The following is a 21,322-nucleotide window of genomic DNA, read 5'->3' as shown; positions in this document are numbered from 1 at the left end:
ACAATGGAATCCGAGGGCTTTTCCTCCTTGAGGAAAGAGGTCGAATCGGGGCCTTTGAATGGATCCACATCTCCCCTTGTATGGCGCCACAGTCGCGTGACACTCTTTCCACTATGAGGAAACGCGGCAATGATGCTCCAGACCGTTGACCGCGCCCTCCGGCTCGTCCGGCTCGTTGCCTCTCGGGGCGAGATGACCCTCACTGAAGCGGCCGGCGCCCTCCAGATCAGCGTCTCCATGGCGCACCGGCTCTTGCGCACGTGCGCCGAGGCCGGCTATCTCGATCAAGAACTGCGCCACGGCCCTTACACGATCGGCCCGGCGCTCCGGCAGATCAACGCCGATGTGGCCCGTGGCTCAACCTTGCCCGGCCTGCTCGGAGGAGTGCTGCGGCAGGTCGCCGAAGGAATGCTGGAAACCACCAGCCTCGCCGTCCTGGAGGGCCGGAACATCCGGTTCATCCTGACGGAGGAAGGCACCCACCTGGTGCGGATTGCCCGTCCGGTCCGGACCGTGACCCCGGCTCACGCCACGGCGGCAGGGCGGGCGCTACTGGCGGGACTGACCGACGACGACCTGGCGGCGCGGTACCAGGGGGCCGCCCTGGAGACGGTCCAGCCGGGAACGATCCAGGACTGGGCCCAGCTCAAGGCGGAGATCAAGAAGGTGCGGAACCGGGGATGGGCCATCCAGGTCGGTGAGGCTCAGCCGGGGGTGGCCGCGCTGGCCATGCCACTGCGGGACGGCTTCGGCCAGACGGTGGCCGCGGTGACGGTCATGGTTCCGTACCTGCGGCTCAGCCGGTCGGATGACGCCCGCTCCCTGGCTCACCGCCTGAGGCCGTACGCCGATCAGATGGAACGGCGGTTGTCCGCCACGTCGACTCATTCGCCCCGGTAGTCACCCCAGTTCCGCACGTCCCACATCCGTGCCGGCTGGCCCGGTACCTCGCCCGAGGTGAACCGCGCTGCTCCCAGGTCCAGGCCTGAATCGGCGTCCACGCGGGCGGCGAGGCGGTCGAGCTGCCGCGGTGTGGTGGACGGCCAGGTGCCGGTCTCGATCCGGTCGAACAGGGCAGTCAGGGCCGCTGCCTCCTCCGCGGAGGTGAAGGTGCAGTGCCCCTCGGAGGCCACGAAGGTCTGGCGCAGCTGGCGCGCGGACCCGGCGGCGGTCACGGTGGACCGGTAGGCGGCTTCATCGGCGATGGTCCCGGCCCCGTCCCCGGTGGTGTGCAGGGACAGCACCGGGGCCTGCAGCCGTCCGGTGAAGGTGGCGGTCTGCTCCACCAGCCGGACCGTCTCCGGATCGGCCGAGAGCCGTTCGGTCTCATCCAGGGTGCGCAGGTCCTCAGTCAGGGACAGCCCGGCTTCCCGGTAGGCCTGTTTCACCTCGGCCCAGCGGCCGGAGCGCTGGAGCTCGCGCCGGTAGTCCACTCCCGTGTTCCAGGAGAAGGTGCCGCCCACGGTCTGTTCATAACCGGCACGCACGTGGCTGCCCATCGCAAACGGCAGGTGCTCGATGTACCGGTCGATTCTCTCGTCCAGACGCCGACGATCAATCTCCCCGCCGGTCTCCGGGTCCACGGCGGGAATCTTGCTGAGGGCAGCGGCCAGCACGGCACGGGCCCTGCCCTGCTCGGTGGAATCGGCCAGTGCCACCAACTCGTTCATGGCGTCCAGCTCGGCCGCACGGTCCTCGATGCCCTGGATCTGCATGGCTGAGTCGGGATCCACGAGTTCCCGCAGGGCGAAGGCCGTGTCCAGCTTGTAGTTCCACGTGCTGATGGCCCCCGCACCACCACCGCACATCGGCAGGGAGCCGGCCAGCCACTCCGGGGCGGCATCCGCGACGATCCTGGTGGTCAGCCCACCCTGGGACCGGCCGGCCACCACCACGTCATCGGCGTCACCGGCCAGCCGCTTGAAGGTCTCCACGGCGGCACCGGCGTTGGACTCGTCCAGCACCAGGTCCCACCCGTCGCTCAGCTCATAGCCGATGGACCCGTATCCCTGTTCGGCCAGCCATTGAGCGGTCGTCCCCGTGAGGTCCTCCCGCCCCGGCATCACCACCAGGTCACCGTTCCAGTCGGCAGGTTTGTGCAGAGAGTACGCCCGGTCCCCCTCCAGTTGCCCCTGGTGGGACACCGCCCCGGGCGCCGGGCCCCGCTCCGGGCGGTTCATGGGGTCCGGGCGGGCGGCGGAGAACGAGCCACCCCGGTCCAGTCCGTCGCGGCGCGCGATGCGGTCGGCGGCCCGGTTCAGGTGTGACGGCTTCGTGGTGGAGCCCCAGCGCCCGGTGTCCAACCGCTGTTGCAGCGCCTCCACGAGGGCGGCCATCTCCGCATCGGCATAGTCGCAGTGACCGGGTCGGTCCACGAAGGTCTGCCGGAGCAGGGACTCGTCCCCGTTCTCCCGCACGCGGTCCGCGTAGGTGCGGGCCTGGGTGACGGTGGGCGCGGTGTCACCCGTCTCATGCAGGGACAGGACGGGGCCGTCGATCTCGCCGGTCGGCGTCGCGTTCCGCTGCATGTAGGCGACTGCCTCCGGATCGGCGGAGATCCGTTCGGCGCCCGCAAGGGTCTCCAGGTCGCGGTCCAGGGAGAGCCCAGCCTGGCGGTAGAGGTTCCGCACCAACTGCTGCTGGTCCGAGCCATGCAGGGCCTTCGTGTAGTCGACTCCGGTGTTCCAGGAGAAGTTGCCGCCGGCGCGGTCCTCCAGGGGCTGCCGCGGCGAGACCACGCCGAACATGAACGCCCGGTAGAGCTGGTCCTGCTGGGCGGCCCAGTCGCGCGCCGCGGGCTTCTCGTCCTCCGCCTGCGTCCACGGCGGGATCTGTGCCAGGCTCGCAGCGAGTGCGATGCGGGCGCGGCCCTCCGGAGTCGACTGGGCTGCGTCCAGCACCTCGCGGAAGGCTGCCTGGCGTTCGGCCTCATCACTGATGTTGACCAGTTGGAGTCGCTCATCCCCGGGAGCCAGCAGGGTCCGCAGGGCGAAGGTGCCGTCCAGGCTGCCGTTGAGCATGGGAATGGCCCCGGCCACGGACCCGCACAGGGGCAAGGCCGCGTCGATGAAGCCCGCATGCTGCTCCAGGGCTGCCACCGAGGTCAGCCCGCCCATGGACGAGCCCCAGGCGATGACGTCCTCCGGCTCTCCCAGCCGGTCACGGACGGCGTCCATCACCAGCGGCTGGTTCTCCAGCAGCCCCTCCACGGCCCATCCGCCCTCGGCCGCGGAGGTCCCCGCGAGGGCGTATCCGCGTTCCACAAGCCAATCGGTGAGTCCTGCGCTGGGTCCGGCCGAGGGGCTGGAACCACTGCCGCCATAACCGGGGTTCCAGACCAGCACCGTGCCGTTCCACCGTTCCGGGGTCACCAGCACGTAGCGACCTCCGTTCGGGAGGTCTCCGCGGACGGTTCCGGAGGCGCCCGGCCCACCGGCCGTGGACGACGCCGGCCCGGATCCCCCCGTGCCCACCGGTCCGGCCAGCGCGGGTGCGGGAACCAACAGTGCCGCGGTGAGTGCGGTGGCCAAGGTGGCGCCGGCGAGGACGCGTCCACGCCGCTTCTCCGGCACCTGGGCCGGGCGGGTCAGGACGGTGCGGGCGTGGGACCGGCGACGGCTGTGGTCGTCGTTCCGGTCGGATGAGTTCTGGGGAGGGGTGGTGGACATGTTTCGGGCTCGCCTTCGATGCGGGAGATACGAGGAATGAGGACCACGAGACGCGCACGGCATACAGGACATACAGCGCATACACAGACTGCATATTTTGTACTGCTTCAAAGACTAACTGCGGCTGATAACCGCCATCGTCCTCCAGGTCGTGCGTGGGATGGCTCATACCGTGGCACGCCTCTGCACCCGTGTCAATGCTCGGCTCTCGAAGATTTTCGTTGACATCTACAACTGATTCTGGTGTGATATGAGGCACGTTCACTCTGCACATCCACTCACGCAGTTCAATTGGCCACACTTATTCCATCTTCCAGACACTCACCTGGCCTCCATCTGCTCCCCACCTGAACCACCCCGACCCCCATCTGGACTTTCCCGAGGAGAGACCATGCGCACCCATCTCAAGACCCTGGGCCTCCTGGCCGCAGCCGCGATCGCCCTCACGGCGTGCGGCGAGAGCCCCAACGCCCGTCCGGCGGACACCACCAGTGATGCCCCCGCCGAGCTCGTCTTCGCCGTGGTCCCCACGGACAACAGCGAGGAACTGCTGGCCTCCTTTGAACCGGTGGTCGCGGCCATCGAGGAGGAGACCGGCCTACCGGTGGAGATCCAAGCCGTCAGCAACAACGCCGGCGTGATCGAGGCCCAGGTCTCCGAGCGCGTGGACATCGCGGTCTACGGAGCGTTCTCCTACTACCTGGCCTCGGACGTGGCGGAGGTGGAACCGGTGGCGAAGGACCAGCTCTCCCCCGAGCCCGGCTCCGGCTCGATCAGCTCCCTCGGCGTCACGGCCCCGGGCAGCGGCATCAGCTCGCTGGAGGACCTCAAGGGCAAGGACGTCTGCTTCACGGACCCGGCCTCCACCACGGGGTACCTGGCCGCGGCGGCAGCGCTGATGGAGGCGGACATCGATCCTGAGGAGGACCTGAATCCAGTCTTCGCCGGCTCCCATGACGTGGCGGTGACGCAGATGATCGCCGGTGACTGTGATGCCGCCTTCGTAGCCGAGACCTTCGTGACGGAGCTGCTGCCGGCCCGCGGCATCATCGAGGACGGGGACACGGAGACCTTCTTCACCTCCGACCCCATCCCGGGTACGCCCATGGTGGTGGGCTCCTGGCTCTCCCAGGACATCAAGGACGGCGTGGTCCGTGCCATGGAGAAGTACGACGCCGTCTCGGCCGTGGAGGCCGGCTTCTGCGAGGAGGACGCCCAGCGCGAGGCCCCGGCACCCTGGGGTGAGGACCTGGCCGGCAGCCCCGCCTGCGAGTGGGGCGGCACGGGCGCCTTCGCGTTCGAGCCGGCCACGGACGCCGACTACGATCCGATCCGCGAGATCTGCGAGACCACCCAGGCGGAGGTTTGCCGTGATGACGCTTGAGAAGCCCGCGGCCGAGACCGCGCAGCACTCCCCCAGCATCACCCTCGACGGGGTCGTCAAGCGGTTCGGGGACAACACGGTGCTGCACGGGGTGGACCTGCAGATCCACCCCGGCGAGTTCATCGCCCTCGTGGGCCCCTCCGGCGCCGGCAAGTCGACCCTGCTGCGCCTGCTGAACGGCAGCCACTCCCCCACCGAGGGCCGCGTGCAGGTCCTCGGCCGGGAGCCGGCCCGCTGCAGCCGGCGCGAGCTGCGGCGCCTGCGCACCGAGATCGGCTTCGTGTTCCAGCAGTTCGGCCTGGTCGGCCGGCTCACGGCGCTGGAGAACGTGCTGATGGGCGCCCTGGGCTCCCTGTCCATGCCCCGCTACGGGATCACGACCTACCCGAAGCAGCTGCGTGAGCGCGCGGTGGAGAACCTGGAGCGGGTGGGGCTGGTGGACCAGCGCTTCCAGCGGTGTGACACCCTCTCCGGCGGCCAGCAGCAGCGCGTGGCCATCGCCCGCATGCTGATGCAGGACGCCCGGCTGGTCCTGGCGGACGAGCCCGTGGCCTCCCTGGACCCGGCGGCCAGCATCTCCGTGCTGGAGACCCTGAAGAAGCTCAGTGCCGAGGACGGCTTCACCGTGGTCTGCTCCCTGCACCAGGTGGACCTCGCCCTGGAGGTCTCGGACCGGATCGTGGCCGTGCGGGACGGACAGTTCATCCTGGACAAGCCCACGCAGGCCACGGACGAGCCGGAGATCCGTGCCATCTATCAAGCCCACCGGGGTGCCTGACATGCCCGCTACCCTGACCCCACCGGGCACCCGGGGCCGGACACCGGCTCCCGCGCCGCCCCGGCCGCCTCGGGCTCCCGCAGCCACCTGGGTGATCCCACTGATCCTGGGCGCCATCACGGTCTTCGGCCTGTGGTGGATCGACGTCCGCCCCGCGGCCATCGCCGCCGGCTTCGAGGACATCACCCGCCTGCTGGGCCGGATGTTCCCCGCCACCACCGGCCCCGTGCCGGAGCTGGCCGCGCTCGTCCTCGAGACCCTGCAGATCGCGATCGCCGGCACCGGCATCGCCGCCCTGGTCTCCATCCCGCTGGCGGCCGGCGCAGCCAACACCTTCACCGGGCCGCGCTGGGTCCAGTGGCTCTGCCGCACGCTGATCGTGGTCAGCCGCGCCGTGCCCTCCCTCGTGTTCGCCATCATCTTCGTGCGCATCTTCGGGCTCGGCCCGGCGGCCGGCGCCCTGGCCATCGCGTTCCACTCCGTGGGCATGATCGGCAAGATGATGACGGATGTCTTCGAGGAGATCTCCGCCTCTCCCCGCGAGGCGGTGAACGCCACCGGAGCGAACCGCTTCCAGGTCTTCGTCGCCACCACGTTCACCCAGGCCCTGCCGCAGATGACCTCGTTCGTCCTCTACCGCCTGGACATCAACATCCGCGCGTCCTCCGTGCTCGGCCTCGTGGGCGCCGGCGGCATCGGCGTGGCCCTGCAGCGCTCCATCGGCAGCCTGGACTACCCCCGCGCCGCCGGGATCATCGCCGGGATCATCGTGCTGCTGCTCGTCCTCGAGCTCATCTCGAACCTGGTGCAGCGCGCCGTGTCCGAGCACGCCGGGGACACCCAGCACTCGATGGCCTTCCCTCCGGGGAAGGAGCTCTCCACCCCCGGCTGGAACGCACCCCGGGTGGGCCGCAGCGCCGGGCTGCTGGCCGGCGTCGTGCTCTTCCTCCTGTCCCTGTCCGCGCTGAACATCTCCCCGGACCGGCTGGCCCGGGGCTGGGAGAACGCGGTGGCCATGCTCACCGGGTTCGTGCCGCCCGTGTTCACCGCGGAGATCGCGCTGGGCCTGTTCGAGAGCCTCGTGATGGCCTTCACCGCCACCACCTTCGGCGTGCTGATCGGCCTGGTCATCGCCGTGTTCTCCACGGACCACCTCGTGCGGGTGCCGGTGCTCGGCTGGGCACTGCGCGGTGTCATCGTGGTCGTCCGCGGCGTGCCGGACATCGTCTACGCGATCGTGTTCGTGGCCGCCCTGGGGCTGGGCCCGTTCGCCGGGTTCCTGGCGCTGGCCATCTCCTGCACGGCGCTGGCGTCCAAATTCTTCACGGATGCGCTGCAGAACATCGATCCGGGGCCCATCCGCGCCCTCGAGGCCGTGGGTGCTGGCCGGCTCCAGGCCTTCGTGGCCGGGGCCTGGCCCCAGTTCGTCCCCTCCTTCATCGGCAACAGCCTGTTCACCGCGGACCTGGCCCTGCGCGAATCGGCGGTCCTCGGGATCGTCGGCGCCGGAGGCATCGGATTCCTGCTCCACGAATCCGTCACCTCGATCGACTACCAGACCACCGCCGGCATCCTCATCGGCCTCATCGTCGTGGTGGTCGCGGTGGAGCAAATGGCGCGCTGGGCGCGCAGGAAGGTCATCTGAGATGGCAACCCCACACCCCCCGAGCATGACGGCGGCCGGCACCGGCCGCTGCCCGTTCACCGGTCCGGCGGCCGCCGAGCATCCCGACGGAGCGCGCGTCTCCGAGTGGTCCCCGGACCGCAACGAGACGTTCGGATCCGCCCACGCCGACTATGCGGCCCTGCGCGAGCAGAACCCGTTCCCCTGGAGTGCGGACTACGGCGGATTCTGGGCGGCCACCACCTATGAGGACATCCTGGCCATCACCCAGGACGACGAGCTGTTCAGCACCGCCAAGCAGAACGTGGTGCCGCACGTGCCCCGGGCCTCTCGCCGGCCTCCGCTGCACTTCGACCCGCCGGAGCACACTGACTACCGCACGGCGATCGATCCGGTGTTCCGCCGCTCGGTGGTCACCGAGCACGCCGGCGCCTTCCGGGACAGCGCCCGCCGCCTGGTGGACGGGATGCTGATGGAGTCCTCCCCAGATGGGGTCCGGCACCTGGCGGCGCCGTTCGCCATGGACTGCTTCGCCTCCCTGCTCGGGCTGGCCCGGGACCAGACCCGGGAGATCCGCGAGATCGGCGTCCGCTACGGCTTCGCCATCCAGGACATGGACAACCCGGTGATCGAGGAGTGCAGCAAGCGGCTGTATGAGATCGCCCGCGAGATCTACGACCGGCGGCTGGCGGAGGACCCGGACCCGTCCCGGGACCTGGTGGCCAGCCTGCACCGCGCTGCCCTGGACCCGGACACCGCCATCACGGAGACCCGTGCCGTTGCCACCATCCGGCAGCTGATCGTCGCCGGGATGGGGGCACCCCAGGCCGTCCTGGGCAGCTGCATCGCCCACCTGGCCACAGACCTCGACCTCCAGGCGCACCTGCGGGCCCACCCGGAGGACCTGCCCTCGGCGATCGAGGAGATGCTCCGCCTGCACGCCCCGTACCGGGTGTTCGCGCGGACCGCCAAGCGGGACACAGTGATCCACGGGCGGGCGGTGGCCCAGGACGAGCCCATCGCCTTGCTTTTCCCCTCCGCCAACCGGGACGAGACCCGATTCGAGGACCCGGACACCTTCGTCCTGCGGCGCAAGCAGAACTCCCACCTGTCCTTCGGCCGCGGTTCCCACAAGTGCCCGGCCGCTACGATGGGACGACTCGAGTTGCTCATCGCCCTCGAGGAGCTGCTCGCCCGGACGGAGACCTTCTCATTGGCAGGGGACATCGTGATGATGAACTGGCTCGAATACGGCCCCCGCTCCGTCCCGCTGACCCTGCGCCCCGCGGACAGGATGCCGTGAGCCCCAGGGATCCGAGCCGCGGGAACCTCCCCCGCTACCAATCCGGCGTGGCACCGCAGCGCATGCTCACGGTGCTGCTCGGCGACTACTGGTTCGGCCGCGGCGAACCGTTGCCCTCCAGCGCCTTGGTGGAACTGCTCGGGGCCCTCGAGATCACGCCCTCCAGCGCCCGGGCCGCCATCCAGCGGCTGGCTCAGCGGGGGTTCCTCGCGGCCCATAAGGACGGTCGGCGCACCTCCTACGCCGTCCACGCCGGCAGCCGGAAGACGCAGGCGCAGCGCGTCGAGCGGATCTTCCAAGCGCACCGCGAGCGCCCCTGGGACGGGACGTGGACGATCATCACCTACCGGGTGCCGGAGACCGCGGCCCCCCTGCGCCGGGCCGTGCGGGACACCCTGCGCCAACTCCGGTTCGGGCACCTCAATGACGGGGTGTGGATCAAACCGGGCAGCCACGCCGAAGAGGCGTTCGCCCACCTGAAGCAGGGCGACGAACCCGTGCTGACACTCGTCTCCTTGTTCGAGGGGGCCCGGCTGCCGGACTTCGTCTCGCCCCTGGAGCTGCGGCGGGCCTTCGATGCGGACGCCCTGGACGAGGAGTACCTGTCCTTCGCCCTGCGGTGGGAGGCCCGGGCCCGGGACCTCGGGGACCAGTGGCCCACGGGCGTGGAGGCCCTGCGCCTGCGCACGGAGGTCCTCTCCGAATGGCGGCCGCTCGTCCACCAGGACCCCCGGCTTCCCAATGCCCTGCTGCCGGAGGAGCCGCCGCTGCGGCGCGCGGCCGCGGCCACCGCCCTGTTCTATGACGGCCTGGGGCCCTCCGCGGAGAACGCCGTCCGGAGGATCATCGAACGTCACCAGCCCGAGCTGGCCCCCCTGGTGGCCCACCACACCTTCGCGGCCTCGGACCGGCTGACCTCACCGGGCGGCTCGCCCTCGTAGCCCCCAGCCACCCCGGGAGCTGTGATAGCTGCAGCTCAACTCCTTCCGACGCCTCCGAGCCGCGGCACGGCCTCACCGTCGTGGAAGCCCCGGTCCCGGGCACGGCCGCGGGCCTCGAGCACACGGAGGGTGGCAGGCGGCAGCAACGTGACACCGCCGAGATTCGACGGCGGGGCCGGAACCATGCGGCGGTGGTCCAACTCATGTTCGAGTGCGGTCCGGTCGGCCGAGGTTTCGGTACCGTCCGCCGCCAGCAGGCCAGGCAGGGTGGAGGCGAAACGCAGCCGTCCGGCCGCGGTGCCCAGGTACAGCAGCCGGGTCCCCTGCCGGTCCCGGGCCAGCAGCACCTTCTCGCGAGGGGCATCCACCAGGGCCAGGGCGAAGACCCCCTGCAGGTGGTCCACGAAGTGTTCGCCCCACCGGTGGTAGGCCGCGAGCACCACCTCGGCGTCCGAGCCCGACCGGAACGGGAAGCACTCGCTCAGCTCCGCATGCAGGTTCGTGCCGTTGTCCAGCCGACCGTCGAACATCAGGCACCAGCCCAACCGCTCGTCGAGCATCGACTGGGCCGTGACTCCGGACTGCTCGCCGGTCTCGGTCGGACGATGGCCCACCGCCACCCAACCCCAGTCACAGATGCCCGGATCCGCTGGCCCGCCCGCGTCCCCCGACGCGTCCATGGCCTGGATCATCCGGTCCACACTGGCAGTATCGGCCCACGCCCCGCGGACAGAGACCTCGCCGGCAATGCCCACCGTCACATCCTCCGCAGGATGGATGAGGCCCTGAGCACTGGCAGTCCGCGTAGCCACGGGGTCCGGGCGGACTCGGAGAGCGTAGCCGCCCCACGGCAGGGGACGCTCAGGGTGGTGGTCAGTGGAACAGCGATGGGCACGAAGGCCTCCTCGAGAGTCGTCCGAAGAGTTCGCGGCCGCTGCTTGACCGTTAACACGAATGGGTGACGTTTAGTGTACCAAGGAAGTGACCTGGAGCACGTCACATGTGACGGAGGACCCCGGCCCGGACTACGGGGCAGTGCGGTCCAGCTTGGCCAGCTCCGCGGCCTCGGTGCGCGTGGTGTGCAACTCGTCGATGCCCGCCAGCGTCTTGTCCTTGGTCTCCTTGGCCGTCAATGCCGCCACCACGGAGATCAGGCAGGCGAGGCTGACCACCAGGGACACGGCCAGCCAGTTGGTGCCCTGGGCGCCGGCCACGGCCGAGGCGACGATCGGGGTGAGGCCGCCGGAGACCGCGAAGCCGATCTGGGTGCCCATGGCCAGGCCGGTGACGCGGACCCGGGTGGGGAACATCTCGGCGTAGAACGAGGGCCAGATGCCGTTCGAGAGCGAGTAGAGGCAGCCGGAGAGGATGGCGCCGTAGACGAAGATCAAGGCCCAGTCCCCCGCTGCGACGGCCCCCAGATAGGGGTACATCATCACGGCGGGCCCCACCACGCCGGCGATGAAGACCGGCTTGCGTCCGATCCTGTCCGCCAGCAGTGCGCCCAGCGGGATGGCCACCAGGGCCACGGCATTCGCCACCACCGCCACGGTCAGCATGGTGGAGCGGTCCAGGCCCACCACCGAGGTGGCGAAGGAGAGCGACCAGACGAGGAACACCACGTTGACGGTGTTGATCATGGCCGCGCAGGCGATGCGGGCCACGGCGGCTTTGTGGAACTTCACCATCAGGCTCAGCGGGGTCGCCGGCTTCTCCTCCGGCAGATGGGACTTGGACTCCTCGAACGCCGGCGGTTCCTCCAGCCGGCGGCGGATCACCCAGGCGACGACCACCACCACAGCCGAGAGCCAGAAGGGGACACGCCACCCCCAGGAGAACAACTGCTCCTCGGTGAGCAGGGTGGTGAAGGGGATGAAGACGGCGGTCGCGAGCAGCGTGCCGAACTGGGTGCCCTGCAGCGTCCAACTGGTGGTGAAGGCCCGGCGGTGCTCCTCCGAATGCTCCAGGGACACGGAGATGGCGCTGGCCTGTTCCCCGGAGGCGGAGATCCCCTGGATGATCCGGCAGAGCACCAGCAGGGCCGGAGCCCACAGTCCGGCCTGCTCATAGGTCGGCAGGCAGCCGACGAGGAAGGTGGCCCCGCCCATCATGAACAGGGTCAGCATCAATACGAACTTCCGGCCCATCCGGTCCCCGAGCGGTCCCATGATGAGCGCGCCCAGAGGCCGCACCACGTAGGCCACCCCCACGGTGCCCATGGACAGCAGAATCGCGACGCCCGGGGAGGCGTCCTCCGGGAAGAACAGGTGGTTCAGCACCAGGGCCGCGGCCGTGCCGTAGACGGCGAAGTCGTAGTACTCCAGAGCGGAGCCGATCCACGCGGCCAGTGCCGCCTTCTTCGGGGTCTTGCCGTGGGTGGCGACCGGTGCACCGGCCGTTCCGGCTGATGCGGACTGTTCGGACATGACGAGCTCCCTCCGATGATGGTCCTCCATCGTAGGTCCGGACCTGGCCGGGTGTACCGCGCAGCCGTGCGGTGGGTTCCGGGGCCAGCACGTCGATGATGCCGGCGGCGGTGATCTGTTCTATCTGCGACGAGGAAGCCGACTCGGTCCTCAACAGCACCGCAGACAGGGGGCTGACCTCCGCCTCATTGCCGCCCAGACTCCGGGTCTACTCGCGCCGTCAGACTCCGGAACACCACTGCCGCCACCAGCACCGCGGCCGCCGCGATTCCCGCAGCCACCGCGGTGCCGGTCGATTCCAGCCCGCCGTCCAGACGGCCCACCGTGATCCAGACCAGGCCCCAGGTCAGGGCCAGGGCGGGCGCGATCTTCCCGCCACTGCGCCAGGCCGTGGCCACCCCGATGATCGCGGCGACGGCCAGCACCACCGAGGACAGCACCGTGACCGGAATCCCGAGACCGTCGAAGCCGGCAGCGCCCAGCACGGCAGAGGTGTTCGCCACGGTGGCGATGGTGACCCAGCCGAGGTACAGCCCGAAGGTCCCGTCCGTGATCAGGGCATCTGTCCGGCCCTCCGATGCGGTGCGGACCAGCAGCATCAGGATGCGGCCGAGCACCGCGAGCAGCGCCACGATGACGATCAAGCTCAGGTTCAGCCAGCCGAACTGCACCACCCAGATCCACGCGGCGTTGAGCAGCATCGCCACCACGGCCCACGGCCGCAGCAGTCGTTGCCGATCTGACCGGCGCTGGGCGGGCAGCAGCTGCCACACAGAGTAGGCGAGCAACCCCAGGTAGATCACGGACCAGATGCGGAAGGCCCCGGAGGCCGGCGCCAACGGCGTGGAGTCCTCATTCAGCCACCCACCCGCCGCCTCGGCGATCGGCGTGCCGCCGAGTACCCCGCTGCCGAGGAACGCCCCGGCGGTGGCGACGATCCCGCTGACGAGCACCAGCAACGGCATCGCGAGGCCGGTGGTCCGTGGGGCAGTGGCATCCATGGGTCTCTCCTCGGGTGGGGTGATCCTCGTGCAAGTACTTCGAGCGTAACCATGTTGATCATCGAGATAAAAGGCTGGATCGGCCGGGTGACATGGCGGGACATCACGAATCGGTGCACGTGCGTGCGGTCAGCTGGGTGCGCGATGATGGACCTATGCGCCTGTGGAGTCTCCAACCCCGATACCTGGACCGCCAGGGGCTCACCGGCGCGTGGCGTGAGGCGCTGCTCGCCCAGGCCGTGCTGGCCGGGCGTACCAAGGGCTATCGTTCGCACCCGCAGCTGGTGAGGTTCCGTGCGCACCCGGACCCCGCCGCCGCGATCGGCGCCTTCCTCCACATCACGGCGGAGGAGGCCACCGAACGCGGCTACAACTTCGACGTGACCCGGATCGACCGACCCGGCAGGCCGGCGTCGGACCATCCCGACGCCGGCCGGGACCTTGCTGCAGACGAATCCTCCGCCGCTCTCCCCCGGCCGCCGGTGGCCCGGATCCCGGTGACGGACGGCCAGGTCGCCTACGAGTGGCAGCATCTCCTGGCCAAGATCGGCCAGCGCACCCCGGAACGGTTGGAGGGCCTGCTCGGTATCAGCGCGCCGCAGGTCCACCCGTTGTTCGAGGTGGTTCCGGGCGCCATTGAGTCGTGGGAGCGGCCGGGTTAACGCGCCGCCTTCGTGGAGTGGGGCCTGAGCCGGGCTGCCCACCGCTCCCACGGGGGCATCCGCGACCAATTGAGGGACAGGGTCCGCAGGGCACGCTGGAAGCGGCGGCCGAGCTGGGCCATCCCGTGCAGTGAGCGGGCCGAGACCCCCACCACGATGCGGGGCACGGTGGCCACGATGTGGTGGGGACCCAACGCGAGGGCCAGGTCCATGTCGTCATGCACCTCCCGCTCCGTACGGTGCACCCGCTCCCGCACCTCCCACCAGACCGACCGGCGGATGGCCATGTTCGAACCCCACAACGGCGCGCGGGCGGTCGCCGCGTAGCCGAGGGCGTAATAGGCGCCCAGATACACCGCCGCCGCAGGGATCCCGATCGGCCGGGGCAGGTCCACGAACCGGCCCCAACCGGTGATCGCGGCTGCCTCCGGACGCTGCGCCATGGCCTCGGTAATCTGCTCGACCCAGTCGTGCCGGGGCAATGAGTCGGCGTCAAGACGGGCGATGACCGGGGCTTCGGCGGCATCGTAACCGGTGGCGGCCGCGGCCCAGATGCCGACCATCGGTTCCATCAGCACGCGCGCCCCATGGGCTGCGGCCACGGCCGCCGTGGCGTCCACGGAGGCGTTGTCCACCACGATCACCTCGGCCGGAGCCACGGTCTGCTGGGCCAGGGCGCGCAGGCACCGGTCCAACAGGATCGCATCGTCCCGGGCCGGGATCACCACACTCACCGGCTCCCGCGCCGGCGCCGGTACTGGCACCGGTACTGAACCGTGCGTCTCCGGGCTCAAGGTCACGGCCCGTCCTTCACGAGCCGGTCCAGCAGCAACCCGGCCAGCAGCGCACCGAGCACCCCGGCGGCCAGGTCACCCACCGTGTCCTCATAGCCGACCTGGATGGCGGGATCGAGCAGGGTGTGGCCGAACCACTCGCCCAGCTCCCAGAGCACCGCCAGCAGGGCGCCCAATCCGGCGGTGAGCAGCGTCTGGCCGGCGCGGACGGCTCGGGTGGCTGCGGGCCCCGTCTGCAGCCAGCCGCCGCCCAACAGTGCGGCGGCGCCGATGGCGGCCAGGAGGCCGGTGGCCACCACGTGCATGGCGAGGTCGAGCCAGGGGATCAGCTGGTACGCGTCCAGCAGGGCCGCCCAGGCGGCGGCCAGCAGGATGATGGCGGTTCCAGCCTGGACAGTCGCGCGTAGCGGTGCCAAGCGGACCACGGTCTGGCCCAGGAGCACCAGGGAGTACAGGGCCACGGCCACCCCGCTGTCCCACAGCCCGAGGATCAGGCTGAAGAGCGTGAGCAGGGCGGCGGCGTCGGCCACCAGGCGGGCGGGCAGCGGTCCGTCCACCCGCAGCATCCGCACGGCCTCCTGCCACAGGCGTGCCGCGCGGCTGGCACTCGCCTCAGCCGCCACGGGCGATCCAGATCAGCAGCAGGGTCACCAGGAATCCCGTCACCATGTTGAGCCAGAGGAACCGCCGCCAGCCCCGGTTCGCCTCCTCACAGCGCTCATCCGGCAGGGACCGGAACGGCAGGATACTGGCGATGTATGGCAGCACCAGGACCCCCGCCAATGCACCGGGCCACCCGGTCAGCAGCATGCCGAGTCCGGCGGCAGCGTAGAGGACCACGGCGGTGCGGACGGCTCCGCGGGCCCCCAGCGCCGTGGCGATGGAGCCGATGCCGGCCTCCCGGTCCGCGGTGACATCCTGTGCCGCACCGAAGGCCTGCGAGGCCATGCCCCAGAAGAAGAACGCGACCATCGAGGCCACCACGGTCAGGGTCGGCGGGGCCTCGGCCAGCGCCAGCCCGAAGACCGCGGGGCCCACGAAGTGCGTGGACGAGGTCATGGAGTCCAGCAGCGGACGTTCCTTCAGCCGGATCCGTGGGGCCGAATATCCCACGACGGCGGCCAGCGCCACCGCGAGCACCACGCCGGACACGAGGCTGCCGGCCATGAGCAGGTACACCACGAAGGGCAGCGAGAGCAGCCCGGCGGACCACAGGGTCAGCCGGTGCCACCGGTCGGAGAGGACGATGCCCTCCACCCCGCCCTTGCGCGGGTTGCGCAGGTCGGACTCGTAGTCGAACACGTCGTTGATCCCGTACATCAACAGGTTGTACGGGAACAGGAAGAACAGGGTGCCGACGATCAGCTCCAGCGTGGAGCCGCCGCCGGCCATCAGGTACGCCGCGGCGAACGGATAGGCGGTGTTGACCCAGCTGATCGGGCGGGAGGACCCGAACAGCTGGCGGGCCGCCTCCGGGGCGGTGGCCGTGGCCGTCATGCCTCCACCTCCCGTCTTGACCTGGACAGCAGGGCGCTGACCGCCGGCAGCAGAAGCCCCGCGGCGACCGGCCACGCCAGGTCCTCGACCGGGGCCAGGCCCACCCGCCACCCGGTGAGCAGTTCCTCGTTGTACCGGAACAGGTCGGCGGCGATCATGAGATTGTCGAACACCACGGTCAGCACCACGAGCGCGGCGATGGTCAGCGCGGTGGCGGCCCACCATTGCCACCCCAGTCGGCAGCGCCAGGTGGCGTAGGCGGCCACGGCCACCGGGAGCAGCAGGAAGAGCCCGGCGAGCGCAAGGTAGCTCACTGCGCCACCTCCTGACCGCCGGCCGGGCGCGGTGCCGGCCGGCCGGCGTCGGGCCGGGTGGTTCCGGTGGAGCCCGTCAGCCCACCACCACCGGCGCGGCGCAGGACGAGGACGATCAGCCCCCGCAGCACCAGGGTGAGGTAGGAGAGGAAGGTGATGAAGACGATCTCCTCCAGCGGCAGCTCGGGGGCGAGCATGATGCCCGTCATGCCCTCGCTCTGGCCGGCGGCATAGTGCTGGGAGGCGATCGCCGCCAGGTCCCAGGCGAGGAAGAAGGCAATGCCGATGGCCACGGTGATCACCCCGGCCCTAGGCGCACGCCAGAGCACGAGCCGGAAGCGGTGGTCCAGCAGTGCCATGCAGCCGGTCGAGACGAGCAGGGTGGCGAGGTAGAGGAACTCCGTCATGGCCGCCCCGGGGTGGTCAGCGGGGCGGCGGATCGCTCGGAGGCAGACCACGGCGCAGGAAGCTTCGCCGGAGACGATTCCGGTTCCGGCAGCGGGGCGGCTGAGTGGTCCCCCCGCAGTCGCTTGAGCAGGATCTCGGCGCTGATCAGGCACATCGGCAGGCCGATACCGGGGATGGTGCTGGAACCGGCGTAGTACAGCCCCTCCACACGCCGGGAGACATTGCCGGCCCGGAAGAAGGCGCTCTGGGCCAGCGTGTGGGCCGGCCCCAGGATGCCTCCGCGCCAGGTGCCCAGGTCCTCGGCGAAGTCCGTGGGTCCCACGGTGCGGCGGACCACAATCCGCTCGGCCAGGTCCGGGATGCCGGCCCAGCGGGCCACCTGCTCGAGGGCGGCGTCCGCGATCGATTCGATCACCGGATCACCGCTGCCGTCCAGACCGCCCCGGCCCAGGCCTGGATCGGCCGGCATGGGCACCAGCACGAAGAGGTTCTCGTGCCCCTCCGGGGCCACCCCCGGATCCGTGGCCGAGGGCTTGCACACGTAGACCGAGGCCGGTTCCGGCACGGTCCCGGCGGCGATCGCGGAGAAATTGGCCTTCCAGTCCCGCGTGAAGAACAGGCTGTGGTGCGGCATCTCCGGCAACGCCCCCCGCACCCCCAGCATCACCAGGACGCCACCCGGCCCGCTGGTGCGCCGGCGCCACCATTCCTCCGGGAATGTCTGCAGCGGGCGCGGCAGCAGGGCAGTCTCCGTGTGGTGTAAGTCCGCGGCGGAGACCACGACGCCGGCCGGCAGCTCCCGCTCCTCCCCGTCCCGTCCCCGGACGCGGACGCCGATGGCGCGGGCCGGCAGCCGGCGGCCTCGGGCACGGCGGGCACGGTGATCGCGAGGCGCTGGATGTGCGCCGTGAACAGGTTCCGTCAGGATGGCGGTGGCGGCAGTGCCGGCATGCAGGCGCACGCCGGACTCACGGGCCAGCCGGACCATGACGTCCATGAGACGGCCGAAGCCGCCCTGCGGGTACAGCACCCCGCCGGTCAGGTCCAGGGCGCTCATCAGGTGGTACATCCCGGGGGTGCGGTCCGGGGAGGACCCCAGGAAGACGGCCGGGTAGCCCAGCACCTGACGGATCCGCGGGTCCGTGAAGCGGCGGGCCACGAACCTCTCCAAGGACTGCAGCAGCAGCGGGCCGAGCCGGTGGGCCTGGCCGGCCACACTGCGGGACAGGAACGGCCGGATGGACGTGAATGAGGTGTAGAGGAAGCGCTCGATGGCCATGTCGTACGTGCGCTGCGCCGAGTCGAGGTAGCGCGCCAGGGCTCTGCCGGCCCCCGGTTGGACCGCCTCGAAGCGGGCGATGTTGGTGTCCTGGTCCGCGGCGATGTCCAGGGGTTCGGGCCGGTCACCCTGATCTCCCTCGGATCCCTCGAAGAAGACCCGGTAGGCGGGGTCGAGCTGCTGCAGGTCGAGTTCCGCCTCGGCGGTGGTGCCGAGGAGCCGGAAGAAGTGGTCGAAGACGTCCGGCATCAGGTACCAGGACGGCCCCGTGTCGAAGCGGAAGCCCTCGTGCTCCCAACTGCCGGCGCGGCCGCCGAAGGACTCCCGCGCTTCGACGAGGTCCACGGTGTACCCCTCGCGGGCCAGCAGCGCGGCGGAGGCGAGCCCGGCGATGCCGCCGCCGATGACCACGACGTTCTCGCCGTTCGGGCCGGACGCTTCCTCGCCGTCCGGGCGGAACGCCTCATCGCCGTCCGGACGGGGAGCCCCGGCGCCTGTGTCCTGCGCCGCCGTCGTTCTGGGGCGATGTCCGGCGCTCATGCAGCCCGTCCCGTCAACGCCCGGAGCATGATGATGGCCTTCTCGGTGTCCGGGACGCGCACCCGCGCCTGGCGGATCTGCGCGGCCGGCGTCTGCCGCAGGCGCCGGGACAGGGCGGCGAACAGGCCGTGGGCGGCCTGGACCGCGCGCCGGCTGCTGGACGGCAGACGGGGGATCGCCGTGGCGGCCACGGCCAGATCCGCGTCGATGTCATCCAGCAGCCCGTCGCGTTGGGCGTCGCTGAAGGTCGCCGGGTCGAGTCCCGGAAAGTAGGTGCGGCCCAACAGGTCATGATCATCAGCGAGGTCCCGGAGGAAGTTCACCTTCTGGAAGGCCGCGCCGAGGCTGCGGGCGGCCGGGGCGAGGCGTTCGAAGGACCCGGGGTCGCCGGCGGTGAAGACCTTCAGGCACATCAGCCCCACCACCTCCGCCGAACCGTAGACGTACTCGGACAGGCTCTGGCTGTCATGTGAACTCTGGCTCAGGTCCGCCCGCATGGAGGCGAAGAACGGTTGCACGAGCCCGGTGCCGATGCCGCACCGCCGAGCGACGCCCGCGAACGCATGGACCACCAGATTCGTGCTGCGAGCGCATTCTAGGGCCTTCATCGTCTCGGCCTCCAGTCCGTCCAATTGCACGGCGCGTAGGGCCGGCGTGAGGACCGGGTCCGGATCGTCCACGATCTCATCGGCCACCCGTACGAGGGCGTAGATGCTGCGCACATCCGAGCGGACGGGTTCGGCGAGCAGCCGGGAGGCCCAGCCGAAGGATGTCGAGTACCCGCTGATCACCTTGGCGGCACTGGCCTGGGCCACCCGGTCGTAGCGGTTGGCGGCGGCCGGCGCGGTCATCGGGCCCCCGCCCGGGAGGCGTCAGCGAACTGTGCCGGTTCTGCTGACTCAGTCGTTTCAACCGGTTCAGCCGTTTCAACCGGTTCAGCCGCTGCGTCCGGCGGGGCCGCCGCGGGTGACGGAGTCGAGGCGTCCACGCGCCTGACGGTCCGTGGATCATGGAGGGCCAGCACAGCGGTGTCCCGGATGTCTCCGACCAGGTCGGTGAGGACCCGGGTCAGGGCGGCGGGGATCGGCTCCCGAGCCGCAGCCGCGAGCGCCTCCTCGAGGTGGCGGTCGGCCAGCTCCTCGACGCTGACCCGGGCTCCGCAGCCTTCGAGCAGGTCCCGCGCGCGGCCGGCGTCGTGGTGATCCAGGTTCGGGTCCCCCACCAGGCCCTGCAGGTCAGGCCAGGCCGAGGTGGTCCGGGCGTGGGCCAGCAACGCGGTGTGCTTGCCCTCGCGCAGGTCCGTCAGGGCACTCTTGCCGGTGCGGGACTCATTGCCGAACACCCCCAGGAGATCGTCCAGCAGCTGAAAGCCGATGCCGACCAGGCGGCCCAGGCGTGCCAGGGCCGCGGTCACGTCCGCGGGGGCGCCGGCGAGGATGGCCCCAGCCTGGAGCGGGAGCTGGAAGGAGTAGACGGCGGTCTTCTGTTCGGCCACCCGCAGGGCCTCGTCCAGTGTGACCGGGAGCCCTGTCAGGTGCAGACCGAGCCGCACGTCCGCCAGCTCGCCCGTGGCGGTGGCGTGCACGGTGTCCTCGATCAGGTCCAGCAGCTCGTCCACGAGGGCGGCCGGCGCCTGGCAACGGGCGACCAGCCGGACCGCGGAGACCAGGGCCAGATCGCCGGCCAGGATCCCGGCGGCCTCACCGTAATGACGGGCCGTGGGCTGGTCCGCCCCCTCGGCCCGGGCGGCGGCAGCGAAGGTCCCCGAGACATTGGGCCGGCCCCGGCGCACGTCGTCGCCATCGATCACGTCGTCATGCACCACGAAGGCCGTGTGCAGCAGTTCCAGGGCTGCGCCGACGCGAGCCACGGACTCGGCCGAGGTCCCGCCGAGTGCGTCATGTGTGGCAACAGCCAGACCGGGACGGAACCTCTTGCCGCCGCCCGCGGCCAGGGACAGGGCCTCCCAGAGATCGCGGTGGTCCTGTCCCAGCCGGGCGGAGCGGTCCACGCCGGACGCCAACAACCGGTCCAGCTCCTCCGTGACACCGTCGGGGGTGTCCTTCACGCCTTCTCCCCCTCGGTCGCGGCCGGACGAGTCCGGTGGGCGAGCACGCCGGGGAGTTGTTCGGCCATCCAGGGGCTCACGGCCCAGGGGGCGGCCCCAACGAGAGCCGCGACCTCGCTGGCCGGGACCCAGCGATACTCCATGACCTCGTCCGGGTTCGGCACGGGTTCCCCGAGGGCCGTGGCCACGTAGACGGGACAGATCTCGTTCTCGACGATTCCGGAGGCATCGACGGCACGGTAGCGGAAGTCCGGGAGTGCACAGTGGAGCCACTTGACCTGCAGGCCGAGTTCGTGATCGGCATACCGCTCGATGGTCTGCTCATATGACTCGTTGAGCCTCGGGTGACCGCAGAATGAGTTGGTCCAGACCCCGGGCCAGGCCACCTTCGCCAGGGAACGGCGCGTCAGGAGCAGGTCCCCGTTCGGTCGGAAGACATAGCAGGAGAACGCCAGATGCAGCGGGGTGTCCGTGGTGTGGACTGTGGCCCTCGGGGCGAGTCCCTGGGCATTGCGATGTTCGTCCACCAGCACTACGTGGTCTTCCGGAACGGTGCTCATACCCGCCTCCCCTGTGATCTGAGAATAACTAGACAATCTAGCTAGCCTGTCTAGTGACATCGACATTAGCATTGA

20 protein-coding genes are annotated in these 21,322 nt (G+C 70.3%); 7 read left to right on the top strand and 13 right to left on the bottom strand.

Annotated elements, in window-relative coordinates; translation table 11 throughout:
- Window positions 1-129: 129 nt before the first annotated feature.
- On the top strand, window positions 130-900 hold the full coding sequence (locus BOSE125_RS15395) for an IclR family transcriptional regulator (protein ID WP_159553953.1): 771 nt from the start codon (window positions 130-132) through the stop codon (window positions 898-900).
- Here the strand turns inward: BOSE125_RS15395 and BOSE125_RS15390 are convergent.
- Entirely contained in the window at window positions 885-3,668 is a 2,784-nt protein-coding gene (locus BOSE125_RS15390; RefSeq protein ID WP_159553951.1) for a hypothetical protein, read from the bottom strand. The genes BOSE125_RS15395 and BOSE125_RS15390 overlap by 16 nt on opposite strands.
- 391 nt (window positions 3,669-4,059) lie before the next feature.
- On the opposite strand from BOSE125_RS15390, the gene BOSE125_RS15385 reads away from it, so the two are divergent.
- The 5 genes from BOSE125_RS15385 to BOSE125_RS15365 are packed head-to-tail and all read left to right on the top strand — an operon-like array spanning window position 4,060 to window position 9,698.
- Window positions 4,060-5,052, top strand: coding sequence for a phosphate/phosphite/phosphonate ABC transporter substrate-binding protein (locus BOSE125_RS15385; RefSeq protein ID WP_159553949.1), 993 nt, complete (start codon window positions 4,060-4,062; stop codon window positions 5,050-5,052).
- Complete coding sequence (gene phnC / locus BOSE125_RS15380) at window positions 5,042-5,830, top strand: phosphonate ABC transporter ATP-binding protein (protein WP_159553947.1); 789 nt, start codon at window positions 5,042-5,044, stop codon at window positions 5,828-5,830. Before BOSE125_RS15385 ends, phnC begins: the two co-directional genes overlap by 11 nt.
- A 1-nt stretch (window position 5,831) precedes the next feature.
- On the top strand, window positions 5,832-7,475 hold the full coding sequence (phnE, locus tag BOSE125_RS15375) for a phosphonate ABC transporter, permease protein PhnE (protein ID WP_159553945.1): 1,644 nt from the start codon (window positions 5,832-5,834) through the stop codon (window positions 7,473-7,475).
- Between the two features lies 1 nt (window position 7,476).
- Complete coding sequence (locus BOSE125_RS15370) at window positions 7,477-8,757, top strand: cytochrome P450 (RefSeq protein ID WP_159553943.1); 1,281 nt, start codon at window positions 7,477-7,479, stop codon at window positions 8,755-8,757.
- A gap of 47 nt (window positions 8,758-8,804) precedes the next feature.
- Entirely contained in the window at window positions 8,805-9,698 is an 894-nt protein-coding gene (locus tag BOSE125_RS15365; RefSeq protein ID WP_159553941.1) for a PaaX family transcriptional regulator C-terminal domain-containing protein, read from the top strand.
- Window positions 9,699-9,733: 35 nt separating this feature from the next.
- Here the strand turns inward: BOSE125_RS15365 and BOSE125_RS15360 are convergent, their stop codons facing one another.
- From BOSE125_RS15360 to BOSE125_RS15350, 3 genes are all read right to left on the bottom strand, one after another.
- Window positions 9,734-10,453 carry a hypothetical protein gene (locus tag BOSE125_RS15360; protein WP_159553939.1) on the bottom strand — a complete coding sequence of 240 codons (720 nt, stop codon included), beginning with the start codon at window positions 10,451-10,453 and terminating at the stop codon, window positions 9,734-9,736.
- A 270-nt stretch (window positions 10,454-10,723) separates the two neighbouring features.
- Window positions 10,724-12,124, bottom strand: a complete 1,401-nt coding sequence (locus BOSE125_RS15355) for an MFS transporter (protein ID WP_159553937.1) — start codon at window positions 12,122-12,124, stop codon at window positions 10,724-10,726.
- 185 nt (window positions 12,125-12,309) lie between these two features.
- Complete coding sequence (locus BOSE125_RS15350) at window positions 12,310-13,125, bottom strand: tryptophan-rich sensory protein (RefSeq protein WP_201301222.1); 816 nt, start codon at window positions 13,123-13,125, stop codon at window positions 12,310-12,312.
- 155 nt (window positions 13,126-13,280) lie between these two features.
- Here BOSE125_RS15350 and BOSE125_RS15345 point away from each other — a divergent pair, with 155 nt between their 5' ends.
- Window positions 13,281-13,787, top strand: a complete 507-nt coding sequence (locus tag BOSE125_RS15345) for a pyrimidine dimer DNA glycosylase/endonuclease V (RefSeq protein ID WP_159553935.1) — start codon at window positions 13,281-13,283, stop codon at window positions 13,785-13,787.
- Here BOSE125_RS15345 and BOSE125_RS15340 read toward each other — a convergent pair.
- The 9 genes from BOSE125_RS15340 to idi are packed head-to-tail and all read right to left on the bottom strand — an operon-like array spanning window position 13,784 to window position 21,247.
- Window positions 13,784-14,587: a glycosyltransferase family 2 protein gene (locus tag BOSE125_RS15340; RefSeq protein ID WP_236558064.1), complete on the bottom strand. Its 804-nt coding sequence runs from the start codon at window positions 14,585-14,587 to the stop codon at window positions 13,784-13,786. The two genes, BOSE125_RS15345 and BOSE125_RS15340, sit on opposite strands and share 4 nt — an antisense overlap.
- On the bottom strand, window positions 14,584-15,204 hold the full coding sequence (locus BOSE125_RS15335; RefSeq protein WP_159553933.1) for a hypothetical protein: 621 nt from the start codon (window positions 15,202-15,204) through the stop codon (window positions 14,584-14,586). Before BOSE125_RS15335 ends, BOSE125_RS15340 begins: the two co-directional genes overlap by 4 nt.
- Complete coding sequence (locus BOSE125_RS15330; RefSeq protein ID WP_159553931.1) at window positions 15,194-16,078, bottom strand: prenyltransferase; 885 nt, start codon at window positions 16,076-16,078, stop codon at window positions 15,194-15,196. The genes BOSE125_RS15335 and BOSE125_RS15330 overlap by 11 nt, the downstream gene beginning before the upstream one ends.
- Window positions 16,075-16,392: a lycopene cyclase domain-containing protein gene (locus tag BOSE125_RS15325; protein WP_159553929.1), complete on the bottom strand. Its 318-nt coding sequence runs from the start codon at window positions 16,390-16,392 to the stop codon at window positions 16,075-16,077. The genes BOSE125_RS15330 and BOSE125_RS15325 overlap by 4 nt, the downstream gene beginning before the upstream one ends.
- A complete protein-coding gene (locus tag BOSE125_RS15320; protein WP_159553927.1) occupies window positions 16,389-16,799 on the bottom strand; it encodes a lycopene cyclase domain-containing protein in 411 nt (136 codons plus the stop codon). The genes BOSE125_RS15325 and BOSE125_RS15320 overlap by 4 nt, the downstream gene beginning before the upstream one ends.
- The gene (gene crtI, locus BOSE125_RS15315) at window positions 16,796-18,619 is read right to left on the bottom strand and encodes a phytoene desaturase family protein (RefSeq protein WP_159553925.1); all 1,824 of its coding nucleotides are present in this window, start codon (window positions 18,617-18,619) and stop codon (window positions 16,796-16,798) included. Before crtI ends, BOSE125_RS15320 begins: the two co-directional genes overlap by 4 nt.
- Window positions 18,616-19,470, bottom strand: a complete 855-nt coding sequence (locus BOSE125_RS15310; protein ID WP_159553923.1) for a phytoene/squalene synthase family protein — start codon at window positions 19,468-19,470, stop codon at window positions 18,616-18,618. Before BOSE125_RS15310 ends, crtI begins: the two co-directional genes overlap by 4 nt.
- Complete coding sequence (locus tag BOSE125_RS15305) at window positions 19,467-20,687, bottom strand: polyprenyl synthetase family protein (RefSeq protein WP_236558061.1); 1,221 nt, start codon at window positions 20,685-20,687, stop codon at window positions 19,467-19,469. The genes BOSE125_RS15310 and BOSE125_RS15305 overlap by 4 nt, the downstream gene beginning before the upstream one ends.
- Window positions 20,684-21,247, bottom strand: a complete 564-nt coding sequence (gene idi / locus BOSE125_RS15300) for an isopentenyl-diphosphate Delta-isomerase (protein WP_159553921.1) — start codon at window positions 21,245-21,247, stop codon at window positions 20,684-20,686. The genes BOSE125_RS15305 and idi overlap by 4 nt, the downstream gene beginning before the upstream one ends.
- Window positions 21,248-21,322: the final 75 nt, after the last annotated feature.

Origin of the sequence: Citricoccus sp. K5, from assembly GCF_902506195.1 — a bacterium.
GTDB lineage: Bacteria > Actinomycetota > Actinomycetes > Actinomycetales > Micrococcaceae > Citricoccus.
This window is presented reverse-complemented; position numbering and strand designations above follow the sequence as displayed.